Source organism: Streptomyces sp. NPDC028298, assembly GCF_055565895.1.
On the sequence record NZ_JBVHTL010000002.1, the window covers coordinates 346,629 to 367,714 of the forward strand.

The window sequence follows — 21,086 nt, forward strand, 5'->3', positions numbered from 1 at the left end:
GCGGAGGACCCGGGCGGGAGGACCTCCGCGGACGCGCCCTAGGTCCCGGCCGGGTCGGGGCCGGTGGGGTCCTCGCCGCGGTCGAGGGCCTTCCAGAGGTCCTCGGGGCGGTCCGGGTCGACCGGCTTGGCCTTGCGGGGCCGGGGTCTGCCGTCCCGCTCGTAGCGGCCGGACATGGCGGGCCAGGAGCGGCCGTGGCGCAGCGCGAGCAGCCCGGCCAGCAGGATGAGCGCGCCGGCCGCCGCGGCCACGTACGGCCAGACGGTGTGGCCGATCCCGGCCGCGGTGGCCGCGGTGTTGCCGGAGACGGAGGCGGCCCGCTCGTCGAGGGCGGAGCTGTCGCTCGCGCCGAGGACGGAGGCGACGGCGATGCCCGCGCCGGAGAGCGCGAGGAGCGCGGAGACCAGGAGGCGGCCGGAGCGGCGGACGGCGAAGACGGCGACGAGCGCGGCGAGGCCGACTATCGCGAGCGCCGCGGGCACACCCGTGACGTCGCTGCCCTTGACGGTCAGCGGAAAGTCGCCGCCGGCCACGGTCGCGGTCCCCCGCGCCCAGCTCTGCCGGCTGGCGAGCAGGGCCACGGCCGCGCCGAGCGCGCCGCTCAGCAGGGTCACGGCAAGGCTGCGGCGGCCGGACCGGGCGGGTCCCGCGGCTTCGGTTCGGGGGTGAGGTACAGCAGTCACAGACCCCACTATCGCCTGAACCCCGGGTGATGCGTCAGTCGGGGTTACGTGAGCCTCGTCCTATTCGGGCTGATCGGGCGCGGTTCGGGCGCGGTTCGCACGGGTCGTACGGCCCCGAGGGACGGCTTGGGCCGTACGACCGGGCGTGGGGCCGACCGGGTCCGGCCTTCCGTCTCCCGGCGTCGCGAGCCGGTCCACCGTGCCGGACGGCCGTGTCGGCTGGGGCCGTCCGGCACGGCGGTGAGGCCTAGCCGCCGAGGCGGTTCGCGGTGTGGACCGCTCGCAGCACCGCCGCCGCCTTGTTGCGGCATTCGTCGTCCTCCGCCTGGGGGACCGAGTCGGCGACGATGCCGGCACCGGCCTGGACGTAGGCGGTGCCGTCGCGCAGCAGGGCCGTACGGATGGCGATGGCGGTGTCGGAGTCGCCCGCGAAGTCGAGGTAGCCGACGCAGCCGCCGTACAACCCGCGCCGGGACGGTTCCAGTTCGTCGATGATCTGCATCGCGCGCGGCTTGGGCGCCCCGGAGAGCGTTCCGGCGGGGAAGCAGGCGGTGAGCACGTCGAAGGCCGTACGGCCCGCGGCGACCCGGCCGGTCACCGTGGAGACGATGTGCATCACGTGCGAGTACCGCTCGATGGACATGAAGTCGACGACCTCGACGGAACCGGGCTCGCAGACCCGTCCGAGGTCGTTGCGCCCGAGGTCGACGAGCATGAGGTGCTCGGCGCGTTCCTTGGGGTCGGCGAGCAGTTCGTCGGCGAGGGCCTGGTCGTCCTGGACGGTCGCGCCGCGCGGCCGGGTGCCGGCGATGGGATGCACCATGGCCTGTCCGTCCTCGACCTTGACCAGGGCCTCCGGGGAGGAGCCGACGACGTCGAAGCCGTCGAAGCGGAACAGGTACATGTACGGCGACGGGTTGGTCGCCCGCAGGACGCGGTAGACGTCCAACGCACTGGCCGTGCACGGGGTTTCGAAGCGCTGGGAGGGGACGACCTGGAAGGCCTCGCCGGCCCGGATGCGCTCCTTGATGTCCTCGACGGCGTCCTGGAAGTCGGGGCCGCCCCAGAGCGCGGTGTACTCGGGGAGTTCGGAGGGCGGGAGCGCGGCGGGCGGCTGGGACACCGGCCGGGAGAGGTCGGCCTCCATGGCGTCCAGCCGGGCGACGGCGTCCGCGTACGCCTCGTCGACGCCGGTGTCCAGGTCGTTGTGGTTGATCGCGTTGGCGATGAGCTGGACCGAGCCGTCCCAGTGGTCCAGGACGGCGAGGTCGCTGGTGAGCAGCATGGTCAGCTCGGGCAGGTTCAGGTCGTCCCGCTCGCCGGGGCCGATCTTCTCCAGGCGGCGCACGATGTCGTAGCCCAGATAGCCGACCATGCCGCCGGTGAACGGGGGCAGTCCCTCGGTCCCCGGGGTGTGCAGCGCCTCGATGGTGGCGCGCAGGGCCGCGAGGGGATCGCCGTCCACGGGGACGCCGACGGGCGGGGTGCCGAGCCAGTGCGCCTGTCCGTCCCGCTCGGTGAGGGTCGCGGCGGAGCGGACGCCGACGAAGGAGTAGCGGGACCAGGACAGGGAGGTGCGGCCGTTCTCAGCGGATTCGAGCAGGAACGTGCCGGGGCGCTCGGCGGCCAGCTTGCGGTAGAGCGCGACCGGCGTGTCGCCGTCCGCGAGCAGTTTGCGGCTGACGGGGATGACACGGCGGTCGGTGGCCAGCTTGCGGAACGTCTCGAGGTCCATGGCGGCTGACCTTACTGATTCCGGGCCGGTGCGCCGGAATCGGCGGCCTCGGTGCCGTCGCCGGTGTCCTTGAGCAGCACGTCCGCGTCGAAGCAGGTGCGGGCGCCGGTGTGGCAGGCGGCGCCCACCTGGTCGACGCGCACCAGCAGGGTGTCCGCGTCGCAGTCCAGGGCCACGGATCTGACGTGCTGGAAGTGGCCGGAGGTGTCGCCCTTGACCCAGTACTCCTGGCGGCTGCGCGACCAGTAGGTGCAGCGGCCGGTGGTGAGGGTGCGGTGCAGCGCCTCGTCGTCCATCCAGCCGAGCATCAGCACCTCACCGGTGTCGTACTGCTGGGCGATGGCGGGGACGAGTCCGTCGGCGCTGCGCTTGAGGCGGGCGGCGATCTCGGGGTCCAGGCTGCTGGCGGGAGGCGTGCTGGTCATGGATGCCATTGTGCCGCGCCGGGCCGGCCCGCCCGGCCGTTGTCCACAGGCCGGACCTCGCGTTCGTCCACAGGTGGGACCCGGCCGGTCGTGCCGCGCTCTCCACTGGGCGGGGCGGCCGCCCGGTCGTAGGCTGGCTGGCATGTCGACCCATGCGAAGCGCGAACGGCTCCTCCTGGCCGATCTGTTGGAAGCCGTGGGACCGGACGCCCCCACTCTGTGCGAGGGCTGGAACGCCCGGGATCTCGCCGCACACGTGGTGGTGCGCGAGCGCCGCCCCGACGCCGCGGGCGGTCTCGTCGTCAAACAGCTCGCGCCCCGGCTGGAGCGGGTGATGACGGAGTTCGCCGACAAGCCGTACGAGGAGCTGATCCGGCTCATCCGTACGGGGCCGCCGCGGTTCTCGCCGTTCACGCTGAAGCAGTTGGACGAGGCGTCGAACGTGGTGGAGTTCTACGTCCACACCGAGGACGTGCGGCGGGCGCAGCCGGGCTGGACGCCGCGCGAGCTGGACGGGGTGTTCCAGGACGCCCTGTGGTCGCGCCTGGACCGCACGGCCCGGCTGATGGGCCGCGGCGTTCCCACCGGTGTGGTGCTGCGCCGCCCGAACGGCCAGACGACGGTGCTGAACAAGGCGACGCCGGTGGTGACGGTGACGGGCGAGCCCTCGGAGCTGCTGCTGTTCGCGTTCGGCCGGCAGGCTGTGGCGGACGTCGAGCTGGACGGCGACAAGGACGCGATCACCAAGCTCCACGAGGCGAAGCAGCTCGGGATCTGAGGGAGCCGGGAGCCGGGGACCCGGAGCCCGCCCGGCAGGGGCGAACGCCGCCCACGAGGGGGCGGCCGGTCCCGGCCCGGCGGGGTGGGTGTCGGCGGTCCGCCGGGCGGGCCGGGCCGTCGGGACGGCGGCGCCGGTCGGTGGGGCGGGGGACGGCGGCGTCGGTCAGTGGGGCAGTTCGGCGCGGCGCAGGTCGCGTACGCACAGGGTGAGGACCCCGCCGAGGCCGCACACGGCGGCGCTGGTGACGAAGACCGGGCCGGTGCCCCACCAGCCGATCGCGGCGGCCGTCACCGGCATGCTGAGCGGCGCGAGGCCGAGGCTGACGATGCCGGCGACGGCACTGACCCGGCCCAGGTAGGCGGGGTCGGACCAGGTCTGGATCAGCGCTCCGCACAGGGCGCCGCTGAGCCCGGCGAGCAGTCCGACGAGCAGGGCCACACCGACGGCCCCGGCGACGCCCGGCACGAAGGCGAGGGCGCCGATCGCCACGGAACCGACGAGGATGGCCACGCCGGCGACGGTGCCCGCGCGCGGGAGCCGTCCGCGCAGGGTCAGCAGCAGGGCCGCGGCTCCGGCGCCGGTCCCGAACGCGGCGATCACCCAGCCCATCCCGGAGGCGCCCCAGCCGCGCCGGTCGGCGAGCAGGGTCAGTCCGACGTTGAGCGGTCCCACGAAGCCGAGGTCTCCGAGGGCGATGACCGCGATGAGCGGGGCGAGGACGCGGTGGCCGCGGATGTAGCGCAGACCGTCGCGGAGGTCGTTCCAGGCCGTGCGGCCGGCCTTGTCCGTCTCGTCGTACGGGGCGAGTTCCCGCATGCGTACGGAGATCAGCAGCGGCAGCGACACGGCGATGAGCAGGCCGGCCAGCGCGAACGCCGCGGCCGCGCCGCCGAGGGCGACGGCGAGCCCGCCGAGCGGGGCGCCGAGCACGTTGGCGGAGCGGACGGCGAGCCCCCGCATGCCCTGCACCCGGGCGAGCTGGTCACGGCCGGTGACACGGGCGGGCAGGGCGCCGACGGCGGGCATGAACACGGCGTCGACGACGCCGAAGACGACGGCGACCAGGCCCAGCAGCCACAGTCCCGGGCTGGTCGCGAAGAGCAGCGCGGCGACCGCCAGCACGGTCGCGCAGCGTACCGCGTCGCTGCCGATGACGACCTTCCGCGGCCCGAAGCGGTCGGCGACCACTCCCCCGCCCAGCATCAGCAGGGCCCTCGGGACGGCGCTGACGGACATCACGAGCCCGGCCTGGGAGGGGCTTCCCGCCTGGACGGCGGCCCAGGACAGGGCGATGTAGTAGACGTTGTCGCCGATCATCGACGAGGTGTAGGCACCGAGCCAGCGCAGGACGTTGCCGTCGCGGTGGGCGGGCCTGGCGGGGGCCTGGGCGTCGTCCTGGGCAGGGCTCGGTATGACGGTCGCGGTCACGGGGCCGGGTCCTTTCGGCGCGGTCACGGAGTCCGGTCCTTTCGTCGCGGTCACGGGGCCGGGCCCCTTCGCGGCGGACGTGCTCTCGGGGTCAGACACGGAACGGGAATCCGTACATGTGCAGCGCGACGTTCTCGCGTCCCTCGGTGTCACCGGCCGCCTCGTTCGCGCGGCCCGCCTCGTCGTACTTCCGCACAACGGCGAGCAACTCCTGGTTGAGCTCGGCCAGTTCGGCCGGCGTCAGTCGCAGGGTGGACTCGGTGTCGGAGGACGCGCCGCCCCACTCGGGGCCCCAGGCGTGCCGTTCGTCCAGATAGCGCCGGTAGAGGTCGGCGCGCTGGTCGACGAGGAGCCGCGCGAACGCGGTGTGGGCGGCGGCCGTCTCCGGCGCGCTCCGGAAGTCCTCGTCGTGGACGCTCAGCCCTTCCGACGCGGGCTGCCACCAGCGCTCGCGCCCGTCCCCGCTGCGCGGCTCCGCCTCCTCGATCAGCCCGTGCTCGGCGAGCTTGCGCAGGTGGTAGCTGACCAGCGAGGGCGCCTCGTCGACCTGCTCCCCCAGTTGGGAGGCGGTGGCGGCGCCCGCGATGTGCAAGGCGCGGTAGAGCTGCATGCGCAGCGGATGGGCGATCGCCTTGAGCGTGCCCATGTCCGTGATCCGGCGGTCTTCCTTGCGTGTCATGCCTTCACGGTAGATACGAAGGAAAAGTTGCGCAACCAATATTGCGCAACTTTCCTTTCGCATCTCGCCTCCGGGAGGGGAGCCCTCACGGATCGAGCAGGGAATGCGCCGCCAGGGCCAGCGACAGTTCGACCACGTCCGCCGGCCGGGTCAGCGAGCGGCCGGTGAGCTGTTCGCAGCGGCGCAGCCGGTTCAGGACCGTGTTGCGGTGGCAGTAGAGGCGGCCCGCGGCCCGCTGGGCGGAACCGTCGCAGGCGAGCCAGACGGTCAGCGTGTCCAGCATGATGTCCCGGTCGGACAGGTCCAGGCGCAGCAGCGGCCCGAGGACCCGCTCGGAGAGCGCCGCGCCGAGGACCGGCGCGGAGACGACGAGCGCGGCGGGCAGGTGCTCCTCCAGGACGATGGTTCCGCCGGAGCGCGGACAGGCACGCAGCGCGGTGTCGGCGAGGCGGCGGGCGTCGCCGATCGCCGCGAGCCCCTCCACGACCGGGCTCACTCCGACCCGGGCCGGCGGCGGGGCGGACAGCCGGCGGGCGATCTCCCCCGCGTCCAGGCCGGGCCCGTGCGTCCCGGGGCACTCACCGCCCCGGCCGTCCGCGCGCTCGCCACGGCCCGCACGCTCCGCACCGTCCGTCCGGCCCGCACCCTCCCCCCTGCCCGCACGGTCCACACCGCCCGCACGGTCCGCGCCACCCGTTCGATCCGCGCCGCCCGGCCCCGCTCCGTCCTCCGGGGTGGACGCCGGGGTCTGCGCCGGAGCGGACGCCGGTCCGGGACCCGCGTCGAGGAGACCTCCGTCGTGCCCGCGGCCGGACCAGCCCCCGTCGTCGCCCTCGTCGCGGCCCTCGTCGTGGGGACGGTCGCCGAGGAAGACGATGCCGTAGTTGCCCTCGGCGTCGCGGTCCCGGTCGCGGTACCAGAGGACCCGCAGGCCGGAGAGGCCCACCTGGCCGCGTACGTCCGCGAACGCCCGGCCGGCCGGCAGCCGGACCAGCACCACCGCGTACCGGCCCTGTTCGGGGAGCCCCAGGGCGGCGGCGGTGGCCGGCAGATCGGCGATCCTGGCGGTGCCGTCGAGGAGCGCGGCCGTCATCAGCCGCAGCCGGTTCTCCCTGCGCCACATCAGCTCGCGCTCGGTCTGCCGGTAGGCGTCGGCGACCACGGCGCAGTGGTCGTCGACGAAGTTCCAGACGTCGGCGGCGACATGCACGAGCAGACGCGCGTCAGAGGGATGCCGACGGGTCGTCTCGTCGACGAGTTCCTGCCAGATCATGCCGCCGCCCAGCCGGAAGGCGCGCAGCAACGCGTCCAGCGGAAGGCCGCGTTCGGCGCGGGTCCTGCCGATGGCCCAGGAGCAGCGGCGGGCGGCCTCGCGCAGTTCACCGGGCTGGATCAGGGAACCGACGTTGAGCCGCAGCGAGCGCCGCACCTCGTCGCGCACGCTCTCCGCGTCCGTCTCCATGGCCGCGCGGTACGCGGGTTCACGCGCCACCAGGAGGTCCACCAGGCGTTCGGAGAGTTCGGGCAGCCCCGCGATCAGCGCACGGGCGGCGCGGTGCAGCACCGAGAGCGCCTCGGCGTCGACGGCCGGGCGAGTGGCCCCGGCCGGGGGCCGGGGCCCGGGCTGGGACCGGACGTGGGCGGGTACGAGGTGCTGCATCGCTGTCCTCCACCGGGGTCGGCTCGGCCGGGCCGCCCGTTCGGCCGACGCGCGGCACACGGGTGGCCCGGACCTCCTGATCCCGCAGGATGACATACCGCCCGGTCGGTACCTAGGGGTCTGCGGTGGTCTTCTCGGCCCGGTCCACCAGACGGGACAGCTCGACGCGGGAGCGGACCCCCAGGGCGGCGAAGACATTGCGCAGGTGGTGGTCCACGGTGCGGGGGCTCACGGACAGGCGCAGCGCCACTTCGCGATTGGTGGCTCCCTCGGCCACGCAGCGGGCGATCCGGAGCTGCTGGGGCGTCAGGAGCGTGAGCTGACCGGCGGGTTCACCCGGTCCTGCGTCCCCGGTGGCCCGCAGTTCCGCCCGCGCCTGAGCGGCCCAGCCGAGGGCCCCGCCGCGCTCGAAGGACACCAGCGCGTCCCGCAGCCGGCCGCGCGCCTCGCCGGGCCTGCGCCGCCGTCGCAGCCAGGACCCGTAGAGGAGTTGGGTGCGGCCGCGCTCGAAGTCCCCGGCCACGGCTTCGTGCCGGGCCAGCGCGGCGGCGAACAGCGCCTCGCAGTCCTCGGGTCCGCTCAGCAACGCCCGGCAGCGTGCCAGTTGGGCCGGGGCCTGAGGATCCGCGCTCTGCTCGGCCCAGCGGGCGAACGCGGCGACCGCCGCACGGGCGGCCTCCGTCTGTCCGGTACGGGCCGCGGCTTCCACGAAGCAGGGGACGGCGAGCATCCGTACCGCGAAGTGACCGCGACGCGGGCCCGCGCCGACCAGGGGGCCGAGCCGCGCCGCGGCCTCGGGAAGCCGGCCGCGGGCCAGGTCGGCGCGGGCCCGGGCCCACTGGGACAGCGTGGCCGCCTGGGCCAGACCGTGGGCCGCGGCGACGTGTTCGGCGGCCGCGGCGTGCTCGGCGACGGCCTCCGGGGAGCCCTCCACGGACGCCACCAGGGCGAGGATCGCGTGGTGGTGCGCCGCGAGGTTGTCCTGGCCGGCGCCGAGCGCCGTGCGCAGGCCGTCCTCGGCGTGGGCGCGGGCACGGGCGTGACGGCCGGCCCGCAGCTCCCCGTAGGCCAGCCGTTCCAGCGCCTGGGCGACCAGGATGTACGGGCCCCGGTCCCTGGCGACGGCGAGGGCACGGGAGTTGGCGCGGGCGGCGGCGGCGAGGTCCCCGACGACGAGGGCGGCGCTCCCGGCCCGCAGCAGGGCCTCGGGGGCGTCGTGGACCCCGGCCGCGACCCCGGCCACCACCTCGCGCAAGGGCAGCCGGCCGGCGTCCGGGCGGCCGTGCACGACCGCGGACATCCCCGCCCGGTACGCCGCGAGCAGCGGGTCGGATCCCGGCTGCGCCGGACCCTGGTCCAGGGCTTCCACGCAGGCCGCCGCGTCTCCCGTCACCCAGGACGCCTCGACGGCGGCGAGCCGGGCGGCCAGGGCGCGGGGCGGGTCGGCCGGGTCCAGCGACGCGGCGGCCAGCAGCAGCACTTCGCGCGCGTCGGCGACCGGGCCGTCCTGGAGCGCGAGCAGCCCGCTCACCAGTCGGGCCGCGCCGCGCACCGCGCCGGCCGGACGCTCGCCGTCGGCCCGGGCGAGCAACTCCCGCGCGCGATGCGGCAGTCCGGCCAGCCGCGCCTGGTCGGCCGCCTCGACCAGGCGGACGGCGCGCAGTTCCTGGTCGACGGCGAGTTCGGCCGCCCTCGCCCACGCCGCCGCGCGCTCCGCGTGCGTCGGCCGTCCGTCCCGCGACCGTGCCGCCACGGCGAGCGCGTCACCGAACCCCGGGGCGGGAGCGACGGCCGCCGACGCCCGGTGGAAGAGGACGGGCAGGGTGCCCGGGCCCCCGGTGTGGGCGTCGGCCAGCAGTCGGTGCGCCGCACGCCGGCGGGCGGGCGGGACGGAGGCCCGTACGGTACGGGCCAGGCGCGGATCGGGGAATCGGATACGACCTCCGTCGAGCCGGAGGTGCCCCGCGGCCTCGGCGGCATCGAGGACACCCGCCCCGAGGCCCCAGGCCTCGGCCGCCCGGAGAACCACCGCGGCCTCCACCCCGCCGGCTCTCGCGTCCCGCTCCGACTCGGCCACCACCAGGGCCAGAAGCACCGCCTCGGCCGGACCGGCCCCCTCGACGTCGACGGGTCCGACCGGGCTCACGGGCGTCTCGACGGGGCCGGGCGACCCGGGCCCGGCAGGCGCGGAACGTGCCCGGGGCGGGCGGGACATCCCGGGCGGCGGTAACGGGGGCCGGGCCGGCGCCCCGAGGGGAATGCGCGCAGTCACGTTTCCGGTCACGCCGTCACGTTACTTCTGCGTAAACAACGGCGGAAGCCCCGCGTTCGCTTGCCCGGGCGGCTACTGAACCCCCGCTGACCTGCACGGACACGGCCATCACTGGGCAGGGTCCCACGCCCGGTAGGGAAGGCTTGTGCGCCCGCACAAGGACCCGGCATGGCCCCGGCAAGGCCCCGGCGATGCCCCCGCACGGAGCGCGGGCCGAGGTCCCATGACGCGCACGCGGGTGACGGCCACCGGGTTCGGCGGCCGCCACCCCCGCACGGACGGACCGTGCGGAACGGACTGTGCGGTGCGGATCGTGCGGTGCGGGTCAGGAGGTGTGCGGGCAGTTGCCCCGGTACTCGGCGATCGTCAGCGAGGCCTGGGGCAGCGGGCAGAGGAACTGCTCGTAGCGGGTGTCATTGTCGATGAATCGCTTGAGCCACGAGATGCTGTACTTCGCGATCGTCGTGTTCGAGCTGTTGGGCGTGAAGTGCGTGGCACCCCTGAGCTCCAGGTACGCCTTGTCGAGCGTGCTGGGCAGGCTCGCGTAGAAGGGCTCGGAGTGCGTGGCGACCGGTGCGATCGTGTCGCCGTCCGCGCCCACGATCAGTGTCGGCGTCTTGATCTCCGGCCAGGTGGTGTCCAGGTTCCAGCCGGTGAGCGGGATCGCCGCCTGGAGCGAGGGACGGCTCTTCGCGGCCTCCAGCGTGCCGCCGCCGCCCATGGAGTGGCCCATGACGCCGAGCCTGCTGCTGTCGATCCTGGTCCGCACGGAACTGCTCTGCGTCAGGTAGTCGAGCGCGGCCAGCAGTTGCCTGCCACGGCTGTCGGGCTGGTCGAGCGTGGTGAGGGTGTCGATGGTGAACACGACGAAGCCCTGTGACGCGAGCCGGGGCCCGAGCCAGGAGATGGAGGACTGGTAGGCGGTGTACCCGGGCGAGATGGCGACCGCGCCGAAGGTTCCGTCGGCGGTCGAGGTCGGGTAGTAGATCGTGCCGCCGCCGAAGCCGCTCACGGACAGGGAGGAGACGGTGGTGGTGGACACGGCGTAGGAACCACGGGAGGCCTCGATGCTGGCGACCGTGGGGGCGGGGCCGCGCTCGTACGGGTTCGCGGCGGCCTGCGCCGAGACGGCCTGTGCTCCGACGACGGCCTGCGCTCCGGTGGCCTGCGCGGCGACGAGGCCGCCCGCGGCCAGGAGCACCGCGAGTCCGGCCCGCACCAGACGGCTGGTCAGCCGGTGCGGTCGGCGGGGCGACGGTTCGGTTCCGACGGGTGCGACGGGGAGTGCGCGGTTCGGCTGCTGCACGGTGGGTGCGTCCTCTCGGTGGGCGGGGTGAGGGAGGAGAGACCCCCCGCCGCGGTCCGGGCGCCGCCCCGGCACGGGGTACCGGTGGGCGCTCGTCACGTCACGGCGGGGGGTCGTCTCCGTGGGTGCGCTGGCCACTGTCCGCCCCCGCGCCCACCCCGCACATCGGCAGAATCACCGGCCACCCGCCCGGCTCCGCTCCCGGCCTCCCAAGAAGTCCCCGCCGCCCGCCGCCGAACGCCCCCGCCCCGAGAACACACCTCCCCGGAAAGGGACTTCGCCGCCCACGACGAGCACCCCGTTCCGCGAACGCGCCTCCCGGGAACACGAGGGCGCCCGCCCCGCGGCACGACCGCGCCGGCCCACGGACACGACCCCACCGGTCCTACCGGCCCCGGAAAACGGCCACGGCCCGCACCCGGTGGCGAAGGCCGCCCGGGTGCGGGCCGTGGCATGGCATGACGTGACGTGAGCCGTACCCGCCGGTGGCCGCCACCGGCGGGAGGTCGGCCGCCGGAAGACCTGGTGAAGGCCCCCGGCCGGAACCGTCAGCGGACGGGATGCCCCGCCTCGCGCAGGGTCTCCTTGACCTCGCCGATCCGCAGGTCGCCGAAGTGGAAGACGGACGCGGCCAGCACCGCGTCGGCGCCCGCCCCGACGGCCGGCGGGAAGTGGTCGAGCCGGCCCGCGCCGCCGCTGGCGATCAGCGGAACCGTGACGTGCTTGCGTACGGCCTCGATCATCTCGATGTCGTAGCCGTCCTTCGTGCCGTCGGCGTCCATCGAGTTGAGCAGGATCTCGCCCGCGCCCAGCTCGGCGGCCCGGTGCGCCCACTCGACGGCGTCGATGCCGGTGCCCTGACGGCCGCCGTGGGTGGTCACCTCGAAGGAACCGTCCTCGGTCCTGCGCGCGTCCACCGACAGCACGAGCACCTGCCGCCCGAACCGCTCCGCGATCTCGCGGATGAGGTCGGGGCGGGCGATGGCGGCCGTGTTGACGCCGACCTTGTCGGCGCCGGCCCGCAGCAGCTTGTCGACGTCCTCGGCGGTGCGGACACCGCCGCCGACCGTCAGCGGGATGAAGACCTGCTCGGCCGTGCGGCGCACCACGTCGTACGTGGTCTCACGGTTGCCCGAGGACGCGGTGATGTCCAGGAAGGTGAGCTCGTCGGCGCCCTCGGCGTCGTACACCTTGGCCATCTCGACGGGATCGCCCGCGTCCCGCAGGTTCTGGAAGTTGACGCCCTTGACGACCCGGCCGTTGTCCACGTCCAGGCAGGGAATCACTCGGACCGCCAGGGTCATGACTGGGTTTCTCCCCGCTCCGTGTGGTCTGCGCGGAACGCCTCCACCTCGACCTCGACCACCAGCCGGGGGTCCACCAGACCCTCGACGATGATCATGGAGGCGGCGGGGCGGATGCCGTCGAACAGCGCCTTGTGGGCGCGGCCGACCTCCTCGACGTCCCGGGCATGGGTGATGTGCATGTGGGTGCGGACGACGTCCTCGCGTCCCAGGCCGATCCGCTCCAGGGCCGCGAACGCGACGCCGAAGGCGTTGACCGTCTGCTCGTAGGGGTCGTCCTCGACGACGTCGCCGTCGATGATCGAGCTGCAGCCGGACACCAGCACCAGGCCGTTCGGCAGCTCCACCGCGCGGGAGTACCCGAAGGCCTCCTCCGCCGGAGAGCCGGTCGAAAGGCGGCGTACGGCGCTCACCGGGCTACCGCCGCCAGGGCCTCTTCGAGGGTGAACGCCTTGGCGTACAGGGCCTTCCCGACGATGGAGCCCTCGACACCGAGCGGCACGAGCTCGGCGATGGCCCGCAGGTCGTCCAGCGAGGACACCCCGCCGGAGGCGACCACCGGACGGTCGGTCGCCGCGCACACGTTGCGCAGGAGCTCCAGGTTCGGGCCCTGGAGCGTGCCGTCCTTGGCGATGTCCGTGACCACGTAGCGGGCGCAGCCCTCGGAGTCGAGGCGGGCCAGCGTCTCGTAGAGGTCGCCGCCGTCGCGGGTCCAGCCGCGGCCGCGCAGGGTCGTGCCGCGGACGTCGAGGCCGACGGCGATCTTGTCGCCGTGCTCGGCGATGACCTTGGCGACCCAGTCGGGGGTCTCCAGCGCGGCGGTGCCCAGGTTGACACGGGTGCAGCCGGTGGCGAGCGCGGCGGCGAGGGTGTCGTCGTCGCGGATGCCGCCGGACAGCTCGACCTTGATGTCCATCGCCTTGGTGACCTCGGCGATCAGCGCGCGGTTGTCGCCGGTGCCGAACGCGGCGTCCAGGTCGACGAGGTGGAGCCACTCGGCGCCGGAGCTCTGCCAGGCCAGGGCGGCCTCCAGCGGGGAGCCGTAGGAGGTCTCGGTCCCGGACTCGCCGTGCACGAGGCGGACGGCCTGGGCGTCGCGGACGTCGACGGCGGGGAGGAGTTCGAGCTTGCTCACAGTGTTCCGATCCAGTTGGAGAGGAGCTGGGCGCCGGCGTCGCCGGACTTCTCGGGGTGGAACTGGGTGGCCCACAGGGCGCCGTTCTCGACGGCCGCCACGAAGGGCTTGCCGTGCGTGGACCAGGTGACCAGGGGGGCGCGCAGCAGCGGGTTGCCGACTTCGAGCGACCAGTCGTGGACGGCGTAGGAGTGGACGAAGTAGAACCGCGCGTCGGCGTCGAGGCCGGCGAAGGCCTCCGAGCCCTCCGGGGCGTCGACGGTGTTCCAGCCCATGTGGGGCACGACGTCGGCCTCCAGGGGTCCGACCGTGCCCGGCCACTCGTCCAGGCCCTCGGTCTCCACGCCGTGCTCGATGCCGCGGGTGAAGAGGATCTGCATGCCGACGCAGATGCCCATGACGGGGCGTCCGCCGGACAGCCGGCGGCCGATGATCCAGTCGCCCCGCGCCTCCTTGAGGCCCTGCATGCAGGCGGCGAAGGCGCCGACGCCCGGTACGAGCAGTCCGTCCGCGTTCATCGCGGTGTCGAAGTCACGGGTGATCTCGACCTCGGCGCCCGCGCGGGCGAGGGCGCGCTCGGCGGAACGCACGTTCCCGAAGCCGTAGTCGAAGACGACGACCTTCTTCGACTCGCTCAACTCCACACCTCCAGCCGCATGACGCCCGCGACGAGGCACATCGCGGCACCGATGGAGAGCAGCACGACGAGGCTCTTCGGCATGTCCTGCTTGACGAAGGAGTAGATCCCTCCGGCGAGGAAGAGACCGACGACGATGAGAATGCTGGAAAGGCCTGTCACAGTGCGCCCTTAGTGGAGGGGAGGATGCCGGCTGCGCGCGGGTCGCGCTCGGAGGCGTAACGCAGGGCCCGGGCCAGCGCCTTGAACTGGCACTCCACGATGTGGTGCGCGTTGCGTCCGTAGGGGACGTGCACGTGCAGGGCGATCTGGGCCTGGGCGACGAAGGACTCCAGGATGTGCCGGGTCATCGTCGTGTCGTACTCGCCGATCATCGGCGCCATGTTCTCGGGCTCGGTGTGCACGAGGTACGGGCGGCCGGACAGGTCGACGGTCACCTGGGCGAGCGACTCGTCCAGCGGGACGGTGCAGTTGCCGAAGCGGTAGATGCCGACCTTGTCGCCGAGGGCCTGCTTGAAGGCGGCGCCCAGGGCGAGGGCGGTGTCCTCGATGGTGTGGTGCGAGTCGATGTGCAGGTCGCCCTCGGTCTTCACGGTGAGGTCGAACAGACCGTGCCGGCCGAGCTGGTCGAGCATGTGGTCGTAGAAGCCGACGCCGGTGGCCACGTCGACCTTGCCGGAGCCGTCGAGATCGATCTCGACGAGGACCGACGTCTCCTTCGTCACCCGCTCCACGCGTCCTACGCGGTTCATGCGCTCTGCTCCTTCGGGGATGCGGGGTTCTCCCCCGTGGATCCCAGTAGTTCACGTACCGCGTCGAGGAACGCGTCGTTTTCCTTCGGGGTTCCGGCGGAGACCCGCAGCCACCCCGGTACCCCGTTGTCCCGGACCAGGACGCCCTGGTCGAGGATCCTCCGCCAGGCCGCGTGGGTGTCGGCGAACCGTCCGAACTGCACGAAGTTCGCGTCCGACTCGGTCACCTCGCAGCCCATCGCGCGCAGTTCGGTGACCAGCCGGTCCCGTTCGGACTTGAGCTGCTCCACGTACCCGAGGAGGGTGTCGGTGTGCTCCAGGGCCGCCAGCGCGGTCGCCTGGGTGACGGCCGAGAGGTGGTACGGCAGCCGCACGAGCTGGACGGCGTCCACGACCGCCGGGTGGGCGGCGAGGTAGCCGAGGCGCAGTCCGGCCGCGCCGAAGGCCTTCGACATCGTCCGGGAGACGACGAGATTCGGCCGTCCTTCGAGCAGCGGCAGCAGCGAGTCGCCGTGGCTGAACTCGATGTAGGCCTCGTCGACCACGACCATGGACGGCTTCGCCGCCTGCGCGGCCTCGTACAGCGCGAGGACCGTCTCGGGCGGGACCGCGTTGCCGGTGGGGTTGTTGGGGGTGGTGACGAAGACGACGTCGGGCCGGTTCTCGGCGATGGCCCGCTCGGCGGCGGCGAGGTCGATGGTGAAGTCCTCGCCCCGCGGGCCGGAGATCCAGGCCGTGCCCGTGCCGCGCGCGATGAGCGCGTGCATCGAGTACGACGGTTCGAAGCCGATCGCGCTGCGGCCGGGGCCGCCGAAGGTCTGGAGCAGTTGCTGGATGACCTCGTTGGAGCCGTTGGCGGCCCAGACGTTCTCGACGCCGACGGGGTGCTTGCCGGTCTTCGTCAGATAGGCGGCCAGCCCGGTGCGCAGCTCCACCGCGTCCCGGTCGGGGTAGCGGTTGAGTCCGCGGGCGGCCTCACGGACCCGCTCGGCGATCCGCTCGACGAGCGCCTCGGGCAGCGGGTACGGGTTCTCGTTGGTGTTCAGGCGTACGGGGACGTCGAGCTGCGGTGCGCCGTAGGGGGTCTTGCCACGCAGTTCGTCCCGTACGGGGAGATCGTCGATGCCGGTCACTTGCCCTCGGGTACCTTCCAGCCGCGCGACACTTGTTCGTCTCCGACAAACCTTGCCTTCACTGCCGCGCCGTGCGCGGGCAGGTCCTCCGCCTCCGCCAGCGTCACCACGTGATGGGCGACGTCGGCGAGCGCGTCCTTCGTGTAGTCGACGATGTGGATGCCGCGCAGGAAGGACTGGACGGACAGGCCCGAGGAGTGGCAGGCGCAGCCGCCGGTGGGCAGGACGTGGTTGGAGCCCGCCGCGTAGTCGCCGAGCGAGACCGGGGCCCAGGGGCCGACGAAGATCGCTCCGGCGTTCCTGACCCGGTCGGCGACGGCGGCCGCGTCGGCGGTCTGGATCTCCAGGTGCTCGGCGCCGTACGCGTCGACGACCCTGAGGCCCTCGTCGATGCCGTCGACGAGGACGATCGCGGACTGCCTGCCGCTGAGAGCCGGGACGATCCGGTCGTCGATGTGCTTGGTGGCCGCGATCTGCGGCTCCAGCTCCTTCTCGACCGCGTCCGCGAGGGCCGGCGAGTCGGTGACGAGGACGGCGGCGGCGAGCGGGTCGTGCTCGGCCTGGCTGATCAGGTCGGCGGCGACGTGCGCCGGGTCGGCGGTGTCGTCGGCGAGGACCGCGATCTCGGTCGGGCCGGCCTCGGCGTCGATGCCGATCCTGCCGGTGAAGTAGCGCTTGGCCGCGGCGACCCAGATGTTGCCGGGGCCGGTGACCATGTCGGCCGAGGGGCAGGACTCGGTGCCGTACGCGAACATCGCGACGGCCGTGGCACCGCCGGCCGCGTACACCTCGTCGACGCCGAGCAGCGCGCAGGCGGCCAGGATCGTCGGGTGCGGCAGGCCGCCGAACGCGGACTGGGCCGGGGAGGCGAGCGCGATCGAGCCGACCCCGGCCTCCTGGGCCGGGACCACGTTCATGATCACGGACGACGGGTACACCGAGCGGCCGCCGGGCGCGTACAGCCCGACCCGGTCGACCGGCACCCACTTCTCGGTGACCGAGCCGCCGGGCACGACCTGGGTGGTGTGCGTCGTACGGCGCTGCTCGCGGTGGACGAGACGGGTGCGGCGGATGGACTCCTCCAGGGCCGCGCGCACGTCCGGGTCGAGCTGTTCCAGGGCGTCGGCGAGGGCCTGGGCCGGAACACGTACGGACTCCAGCCGTACTCCGTCGAACTTCTCCGCGTAGTCGATCAGCGCCGCGTCGCCCCGATGATGCACGGCCTCGCAGATCGGCCGCACCTTCTCCAGGGCGGCCGAGACGTCGAAGTCGGCTCGGGGCAGCAGGTCGCGCAGGGCGGGGCCCTCGGGGAGGGCGTCGCCGCGCAGATCGATTCGGGAGATCACGGACTCAATTCTCTCAGACCGCGGGAGGGCGCCGGACGCCTGTATCAGTGGCTGATACAAGCCGGCTTCCCCTTCCGCGGAAGATCCCCTTCACCAGGAGCGTTCGCGCGGTCACTGAGCGGGCATTGCAGGACCGTACGAACCCGCGAGTAGCAGGGGAGGAAGTGACATGCCGTGACCGAGGGTGCCGATCTGCGCGCCGGTGACCTGCCGGACGAGCTGACCGCCGCCGAGGCGGGGATGTGGCAGGCCTTCCGCAACGGCAGCGTGTACGACCTGCGCAGCGGGGACAGGGCCGTCGACGATCCGCACGGCGGCCATCCCTGGGGTCCCGAGCGCAGCGTCCGGGCCCGGATAGTGGCCTGGCTGCTGCTGGACGGGCCGCCCGCCCTCCAGGGCCGGGTCGCCTCCCTGAAGCTGACGGGCGTCCGGATCACCGGCGTGCTCGACCTCGCGGGCGGCACGGTGGTGCCGTACGTGGAGCTGAAGGGGTGCCGGTTCGAGAAGGAGGTGCTGCTGCCGGAGTCCCGCTTCACGACGCTGCGGCTGGTGGACTGCGCGGTGCCCCGGCTGGAGGCGGCCCGGCTGCACACCGAGGGCGACCTGCATCTGCCGCGCTGCCACTTCCACAACGGGGTACGGCTGACCGACGCGCACATCGGCACGGATCTGCTGCTCAACCAGGCGGTCGTCTACCGGGACCGGCGCGGGCAGTCGATCACCGGCGACGGCATGACCGTCGGACAGGACCTCCAGGCCGAGATGCTGGAGTCGCACGGTGAGCTCAGTCTGCGCGGCGCGACCGTCGGCGTGTCGCTGAGCCTGCGCGGCAGCAGGCTCCGCAACCCGTACACCCGGCTCGCCCTCAACGCCCCCCAGCTCACCGTCAACCGCACGCTCTACATGACTCCCGCCGGCCTCGGCAATCCGCTGGTGACCAGCGGCACCACCCCGGCGCGCGGCACCCTGGTGCAGCGGTTCGAGTGCCAGGGCGGGATCCGTCTGGACGACGGGCGCTTCGGTGACGCGGTCGACCTCGACCGGGCCCGCTTCGCCTTCGACGACGACCAGGGGCTGTCGCTGCTGCGGGTCCAGACGCCCGAGCTGCGCTTCCTCGGCGAGCGGCCCGAACGCGGCAAGGTCGTGCTGTCCGGCGCGCGGATCGTCAACCTGGTCGACCGGGCGTCGAGCTGGCCGGGCCCCGGCAGCCTGCACATGGGCGGTTTCACGTACGAGAACCTGGTCCCGCAGGGCGCCTTCCCGCTGACCCGGCGTCTGGAGTGGGTGGCGGCGGCCACCGCCGAGTACGCCCCGGAGCCGTACGAGCGCCTCGCCGCCGTGCTGCGCGACTCCGGTGAGGACGAGGACGCCCGCGAGGTGCTGCTGGCCAAGCAGCGCCGCCGCCGCGAGACCCTGCCGCCGGCCGCCAAGCTCTGGGGCTACGCCCAGGACTGGACGGTCGCCTACGGATACCGGCCGGGCCGGGCCGCCCTGTGGATGGCGGTGCTGTGGGCGGCGACGTCGATCGCCTTCGCGCACGCCGACCGGCGGCCGGTCAACACCGACGGGCACCCCGCCTGGAACGCCTCGCTGTACGCGCTGGACCTGCTGCTGCCGGTCATCGACCTGGGCCAGGCCGGGTTCTGGCAACTGCGCGGCGGCTGGCAGTGGCTGGCCGCGGTGGTGGTCCTCCTCGGCTGGATCCTGGCCACGACGGTGGCCGCCGGCGCCACCCGGCTGCTGCGCCGCGGCTGACGCCGTCCCGGGACACGGCCGGGGCCGAACCGCCGCTCAGGGGTCGCGAGGACAGCGTGGGCTTCCGCACATCCGACGGGGTCCCGCAGTCCGACAAGGCGCCTTCCCGCCCATCCGGCGGGGTGACTTCCCGCACATCTGATGGGCCGACATGCTTTTACCGGTCCTTGACCCCGGCGCGCACAACCAATCGGCTTTACGAAAGCGTCACCGATCGCCTCTGGCCCTGCTCCGACCTGCGGTTTTCAATGGTCGACACCATGGCACTGCTGAGCGCGCTCCTCCGTACCGCCCGGATGGCACGGCACACCTCACGCCTCGCCGCCGGAATGCCGGCCGACGAGGAGGTGATGCTCGACGCCCCCGACCACCGCCTCGGCCCCGCGCTGGTCGCCGCGGCCCAGGGCGACTACGCCCCCGCGGCGGCACTGCTGGCCGCGACCCGCGAGTCCGCCGAGTGGGAGAACCGCGACCGGTACGCCGTACGCCTGGCCGCCTTCGCCCGCTCCCGCGACGAATGGCTCCGGCAGTGGCAGGCCGACGACCCGCACGACCCGGACGTCCTCCTCGTCAGGGCCGAACTGGCCGTCCGCCGCGGCTGGGAGTCCCCCGCCCGGGTGGAACTGCTGCGCGAGGTCGGCCCGCTGATCACGTCCGCCGCCGAGGGCGCCCCGCGCGACCCGGTGCCGTGGCGGATCGCCCTCGACCACGCCCGCGGCACCAACGTCCGGCACACCGAGTTCGAGCAGCTCTGGGCCGAGGCCGTCCGGCGCTCCCCGCACCACTACGGCTGCCACGTGGCCGCGCTCCAGTACCTCTCCGCCGCCTGGTATGGCTCGCACAGCGAGTGCTTCGACTTCGCCGAGCCCGCCGCGCAGGACGCCCTGCCGGGCTCCCTGGTCCAGGCGCTGCCGGTGCGCGCGGCCTTCGCCTATCTGACCGAGGGCGGCGGTCCCGAGGTGCCGCGCGAGCGCCTGGACGCCGCGGCCGACCTCGCGATCTCGGTGTCGGCCTGCTACGCCGCCGCCGACCCGTGGCCCGCCGAGGTGCGCAATCTGCTGACGTACGTCCTGGTCCGGCTGGAACGCTGGCAGGACGCCCTGGAGCAGCTCCGCCTCATCGGCCCGTACGTGACCTCGTTCCCCTGGGCCAAGGTCTCCGACGACCCGCTCGGCCAGTATCTGGAGCTGCGCGACGGGGTCCGTCTGGAGGTCGCCTCGGGCCTTCCGCTGCGCGACGGCGCCCCCGGCCGGCTCCCGCGGATCGGGTACGGCGGACTCCTCCGCTCCGTCGACCATTAGGCTTTCCCGTCGTGACCACCGTCCGGCTCCCGCTCTTCCCCCTGAACTCGGTGCTTTTCCCCGGGCTCGTGCTTCCTCTGAACGTGTTCGAGGAGCGCTATCGCGCCATGATGCGCGAGCTGCTCAAGACGCCCGAGGACGAATCCCGCCGATTCGCCGTCGTCGCCATCCGCGACGGCCATGAGGTCTCGCCCAGTGCGCCCGGCATGCCCGACGGGAGCGCCGTGCCCGACCGCGGGCCCGCCGCCGGCTTCGGGGACGATCCGCTCGCGGCCTTCCACGAGGTGGGCTGCGTCGCGGACGCGGCCACCATCCGGGAGCGCGCCGACGGCAGCTTCGAGGTGCTGGCGACCGGCACGACACGGGTCCGGCTGCTGTCGGTGGACGCCTCCGGGGCGTTCCTGACGGCCGAGCTCGAGGAACTGCCCGAGGACCCGGGCGACGAGGCGGGCGCGCTCGCCGAGGGTGTCCTGCGGGCCTTCCGGCAGTACCAGAAGCGGCTGGCCGGGGCGCGTGAGCGTTCGCTGTCGACCGGCGCGGACCTGCCGGACGAACCGGCTGTCGTCTCCTATCTCGTCGCCGCCGCCGTGATGCTGGACGTGCCGGCCCGGCAGCGGCTGCTCCAGGCCCCCGACACGGCCTCCCGGCTGCGCGAGGAGCTGCGGGTGCTGCGCGCGGAGACGGCGATCATCCGTAATCTGCCGTCGTTGCCCGCGTCGGACCTGACGCGCGGCCCGACGAGCCTGAACTGACG

At 73.7% G+C, this 21,086-nt stretch carries 20 protein-coding genes; 4 read left to right on the top strand and 16 right to left on the bottom strand.

What is annotated here, in order from left to right:
* Positions 1-38: 38 nt before the first annotated feature.
* The 3 genes from ACZ4TO_RS10100 to hisI form a co-directional block, all read right to left on the bottom strand.
* Positions 39-692: a TIGR02234 family membrane protein gene (locus ACZ4TO_RS10100; RefSeq protein ID WP_382796282.1), complete on the bottom strand. Its 654-nt coding sequence runs from the start codon at positions 690-692 to the stop codon at positions 39-41.
* 238 nt (positions 693-930) lie between these two features.
* On the bottom strand, positions 931-2,418 hold the full coding sequence (locus ACZ4TO_RS10105) for an anthranilate synthase component I (protein ID WP_382796284.1): 1,488 nt from the start codon (positions 2,416-2,418) through the stop codon (positions 931-933).
* An 11-nt stretch (positions 2,419-2,429) separates the two neighbouring features.
* Complete coding sequence (gene hisI, locus ACZ4TO_RS10110; RefSeq protein ID WP_382796285.1) at positions 2,430-2,843, bottom strand: phosphoribosyl-AMP cyclohydrolase; 414 nt, start codon at positions 2,841-2,843, stop codon at positions 2,430-2,432.
* Positions 2,844-2,985: 142 nt separating this feature from the next.
* Between hisI and ACZ4TO_RS10115 the strand changes: the two genes are divergently transcribed.
* Entirely contained in the window at positions 2,986-3,621 is a 636-nt protein-coding gene (locus tag ACZ4TO_RS10115) for a TIGR03085 family metal-binding protein (protein WP_385047601.1), read from the top strand.
* Positions 3,622-3,786: 165 nt separating this feature from the next.
* On the opposite strand, the gene ACZ4TO_RS10120 is transcribed toward ACZ4TO_RS10115, so the two are convergent.
* From ACZ4TO_RS10120 to hisD, 13 genes are all read right to left on the bottom strand, one after another.
* Positions 3,787-5,052, bottom strand: a complete 1,266-nt coding sequence (locus ACZ4TO_RS10120) for an MFS transporter (protein ID WP_468023944.1) — start codon at positions 5,050-5,052, stop codon at positions 3,787-3,789.
* 91 nt (positions 5,053-5,143) lie between these two features.
* Complete coding sequence (locus tag ACZ4TO_RS10125) at positions 5,144-5,731, bottom strand: ArsR/SmtB family transcription factor (RefSeq protein ID WP_382796290.1); 588 nt, start codon at positions 5,729-5,731, stop codon at positions 5,144-5,146.
* 85 nt (positions 5,732-5,816) lie between these two features.
* A complete protein-coding gene (locus tag ACZ4TO_RS10130) occupies positions 5,817-7,391 on the bottom strand; it encodes a PucR family transcriptional regulator (protein ID WP_468023945.1) in 1,575 nt (524 codons plus the stop codon).
* 112 nt (positions 7,392-7,503) lie between these two features.
* Positions 7,504-9,537, bottom strand: coding sequence for a helix-turn-helix transcriptional regulator (locus ACZ4TO_RS10135; RefSeq protein ID WP_468023946.1), 2,034 nt, complete (start codon positions 9,535-9,537; stop codon positions 7,504-7,506).
* Positions 9,538-9,988: 451 nt separating this feature from the next.
* Entirely contained in the window at positions 9,989-10,969 is a 981-nt protein-coding gene (gene bdeA, locus ACZ4TO_RS10140; RefSeq protein ID WP_468023947.1) for a bis(hydroxyethyl) terephthalate hydrolase, read from the bottom strand.
* 548 nt (positions 10,970-11,517) lie between these two features.
* A complete protein-coding gene (hisF, locus tag ACZ4TO_RS10145) occupies positions 11,518-12,273 on the bottom strand; it encodes an imidazole glycerol phosphate synthase subunit HisF (RefSeq protein ID WP_382796297.1) in 756 nt (251 codons plus the stop codon).
* Positions 12,270-12,686 carry a RidA family protein gene (locus tag ACZ4TO_RS10150; protein WP_382796299.1) on the bottom strand — a complete coding sequence of 139 codons (417 nt, stop codon included), beginning with the start codon at positions 12,684-12,686 and terminating at the stop codon, positions 12,270-12,272. The genes hisF and ACZ4TO_RS10150 overlap by 4 nt, the downstream gene beginning before the upstream one ends.
* Positions 12,683-13,408, bottom strand: coding sequence for a bifunctional 1-(5-phosphoribosyl)-5-((5-phosphoribosylamino)methylideneamino)imidazole-4-carboxamide isomerase/phosphoribosylanthranilate isomerase PriA (priA, locus tag ACZ4TO_RS10155; protein WP_037623342.1), 726 nt, complete (start codon positions 13,406-13,408; stop codon positions 12,683-12,685). The genes ACZ4TO_RS10150 and priA overlap by 4 nt, the downstream gene beginning before the upstream one ends.
* Positions 13,405-14,052: an imidazole glycerol phosphate synthase subunit HisH gene (gene hisH, locus ACZ4TO_RS10160; protein ID WP_382796301.1), complete on the bottom strand. Its 648-nt coding sequence runs from the start codon at positions 14,050-14,052 to the stop codon at positions 13,405-13,407. Before hisH ends, priA begins: the two co-directional genes overlap by 4 nt.
* Positions 14,043-14,207 carry a hypothetical protein gene (locus ACZ4TO_RS10165; RefSeq protein ID WP_037623340.1) on the bottom strand — a complete coding sequence of 55 codons (165 nt, stop codon included), beginning with the start codon at positions 14,205-14,207 and terminating at the stop codon, positions 14,043-14,045. The genes hisH and ACZ4TO_RS10165 overlap by 10 nt, the downstream gene beginning before the upstream one ends.
* The gene (gene hisB, locus ACZ4TO_RS10170) at positions 14,204-14,797 is read right to left on the bottom strand and encodes an imidazoleglycerol-phosphate dehydratase HisB (RefSeq protein ID WP_037623339.1); all 594 of its coding nucleotides are present in this window, start codon (positions 14,795-14,797) and stop codon (positions 14,204-14,206) included. Before hisB ends, ACZ4TO_RS10165 begins: the two co-directional genes overlap by 4 nt.
* The gene (locus ACZ4TO_RS10175) at positions 14,794-15,930 is read right to left on the bottom strand and encodes a histidinol-phosphate transaminase (protein WP_468023948.1); all 1,137 of its coding nucleotides are present in this window, start codon (positions 15,928-15,930) and stop codon (positions 14,794-14,796) included. The genes hisB and ACZ4TO_RS10175 overlap by 4 nt, the downstream gene beginning before the upstream one ends.
* The gene (gene hisD, locus ACZ4TO_RS10180) at positions 15,927-17,276 is read right to left on the bottom strand and encodes a histidinol dehydrogenase (protein ID WP_382796305.1); all 1,350 of its coding nucleotides are present in this window, start codon (positions 17,274-17,276) and stop codon (positions 15,927-15,929) included. Before hisD ends, ACZ4TO_RS10175 begins: the two co-directional genes overlap by 4 nt.
* A 174-nt stretch (positions 17,277-17,450) precedes the next feature.
* Between hisD and ACZ4TO_RS10185 the strand changes: the two genes are divergently transcribed.
* The 3 genes from ACZ4TO_RS10185 to ACZ4TO_RS10195 all read left to right on the top strand — a co-directional run bounded on the left by ACZ4TO_RS10185 (position 17,451) and on the right by ACZ4TO_RS10195 (position 21,084).
* Positions 17,451-19,031, top strand: a complete 1,581-nt coding sequence (locus ACZ4TO_RS10185) for an oxidoreductase (RefSeq protein ID WP_382796307.1) — start codon at positions 17,451-17,453, stop codon at positions 19,029-19,031.
* Positions 19,032-19,291: 260 nt separating this feature from the next.
* A complete protein-coding gene (locus ACZ4TO_RS10190; protein WP_382796309.1) occupies positions 19,292-20,332 on the top strand; it encodes a hypothetical protein in 1,041 nt (346 codons plus the stop codon).
* A gap of 11 nt (positions 20,333-20,343) precedes the next feature.
* Positions 20,344-21,084, top strand: coding sequence for an LON peptidase substrate-binding domain-containing protein (locus tag ACZ4TO_RS10195; protein ID WP_382796311.1), 741 nt, complete (start codon positions 20,344-20,346; stop codon positions 21,082-21,084).
* The last annotated feature ends 2 nt before the right edge of the window (positions 21,085-21,086 follow it).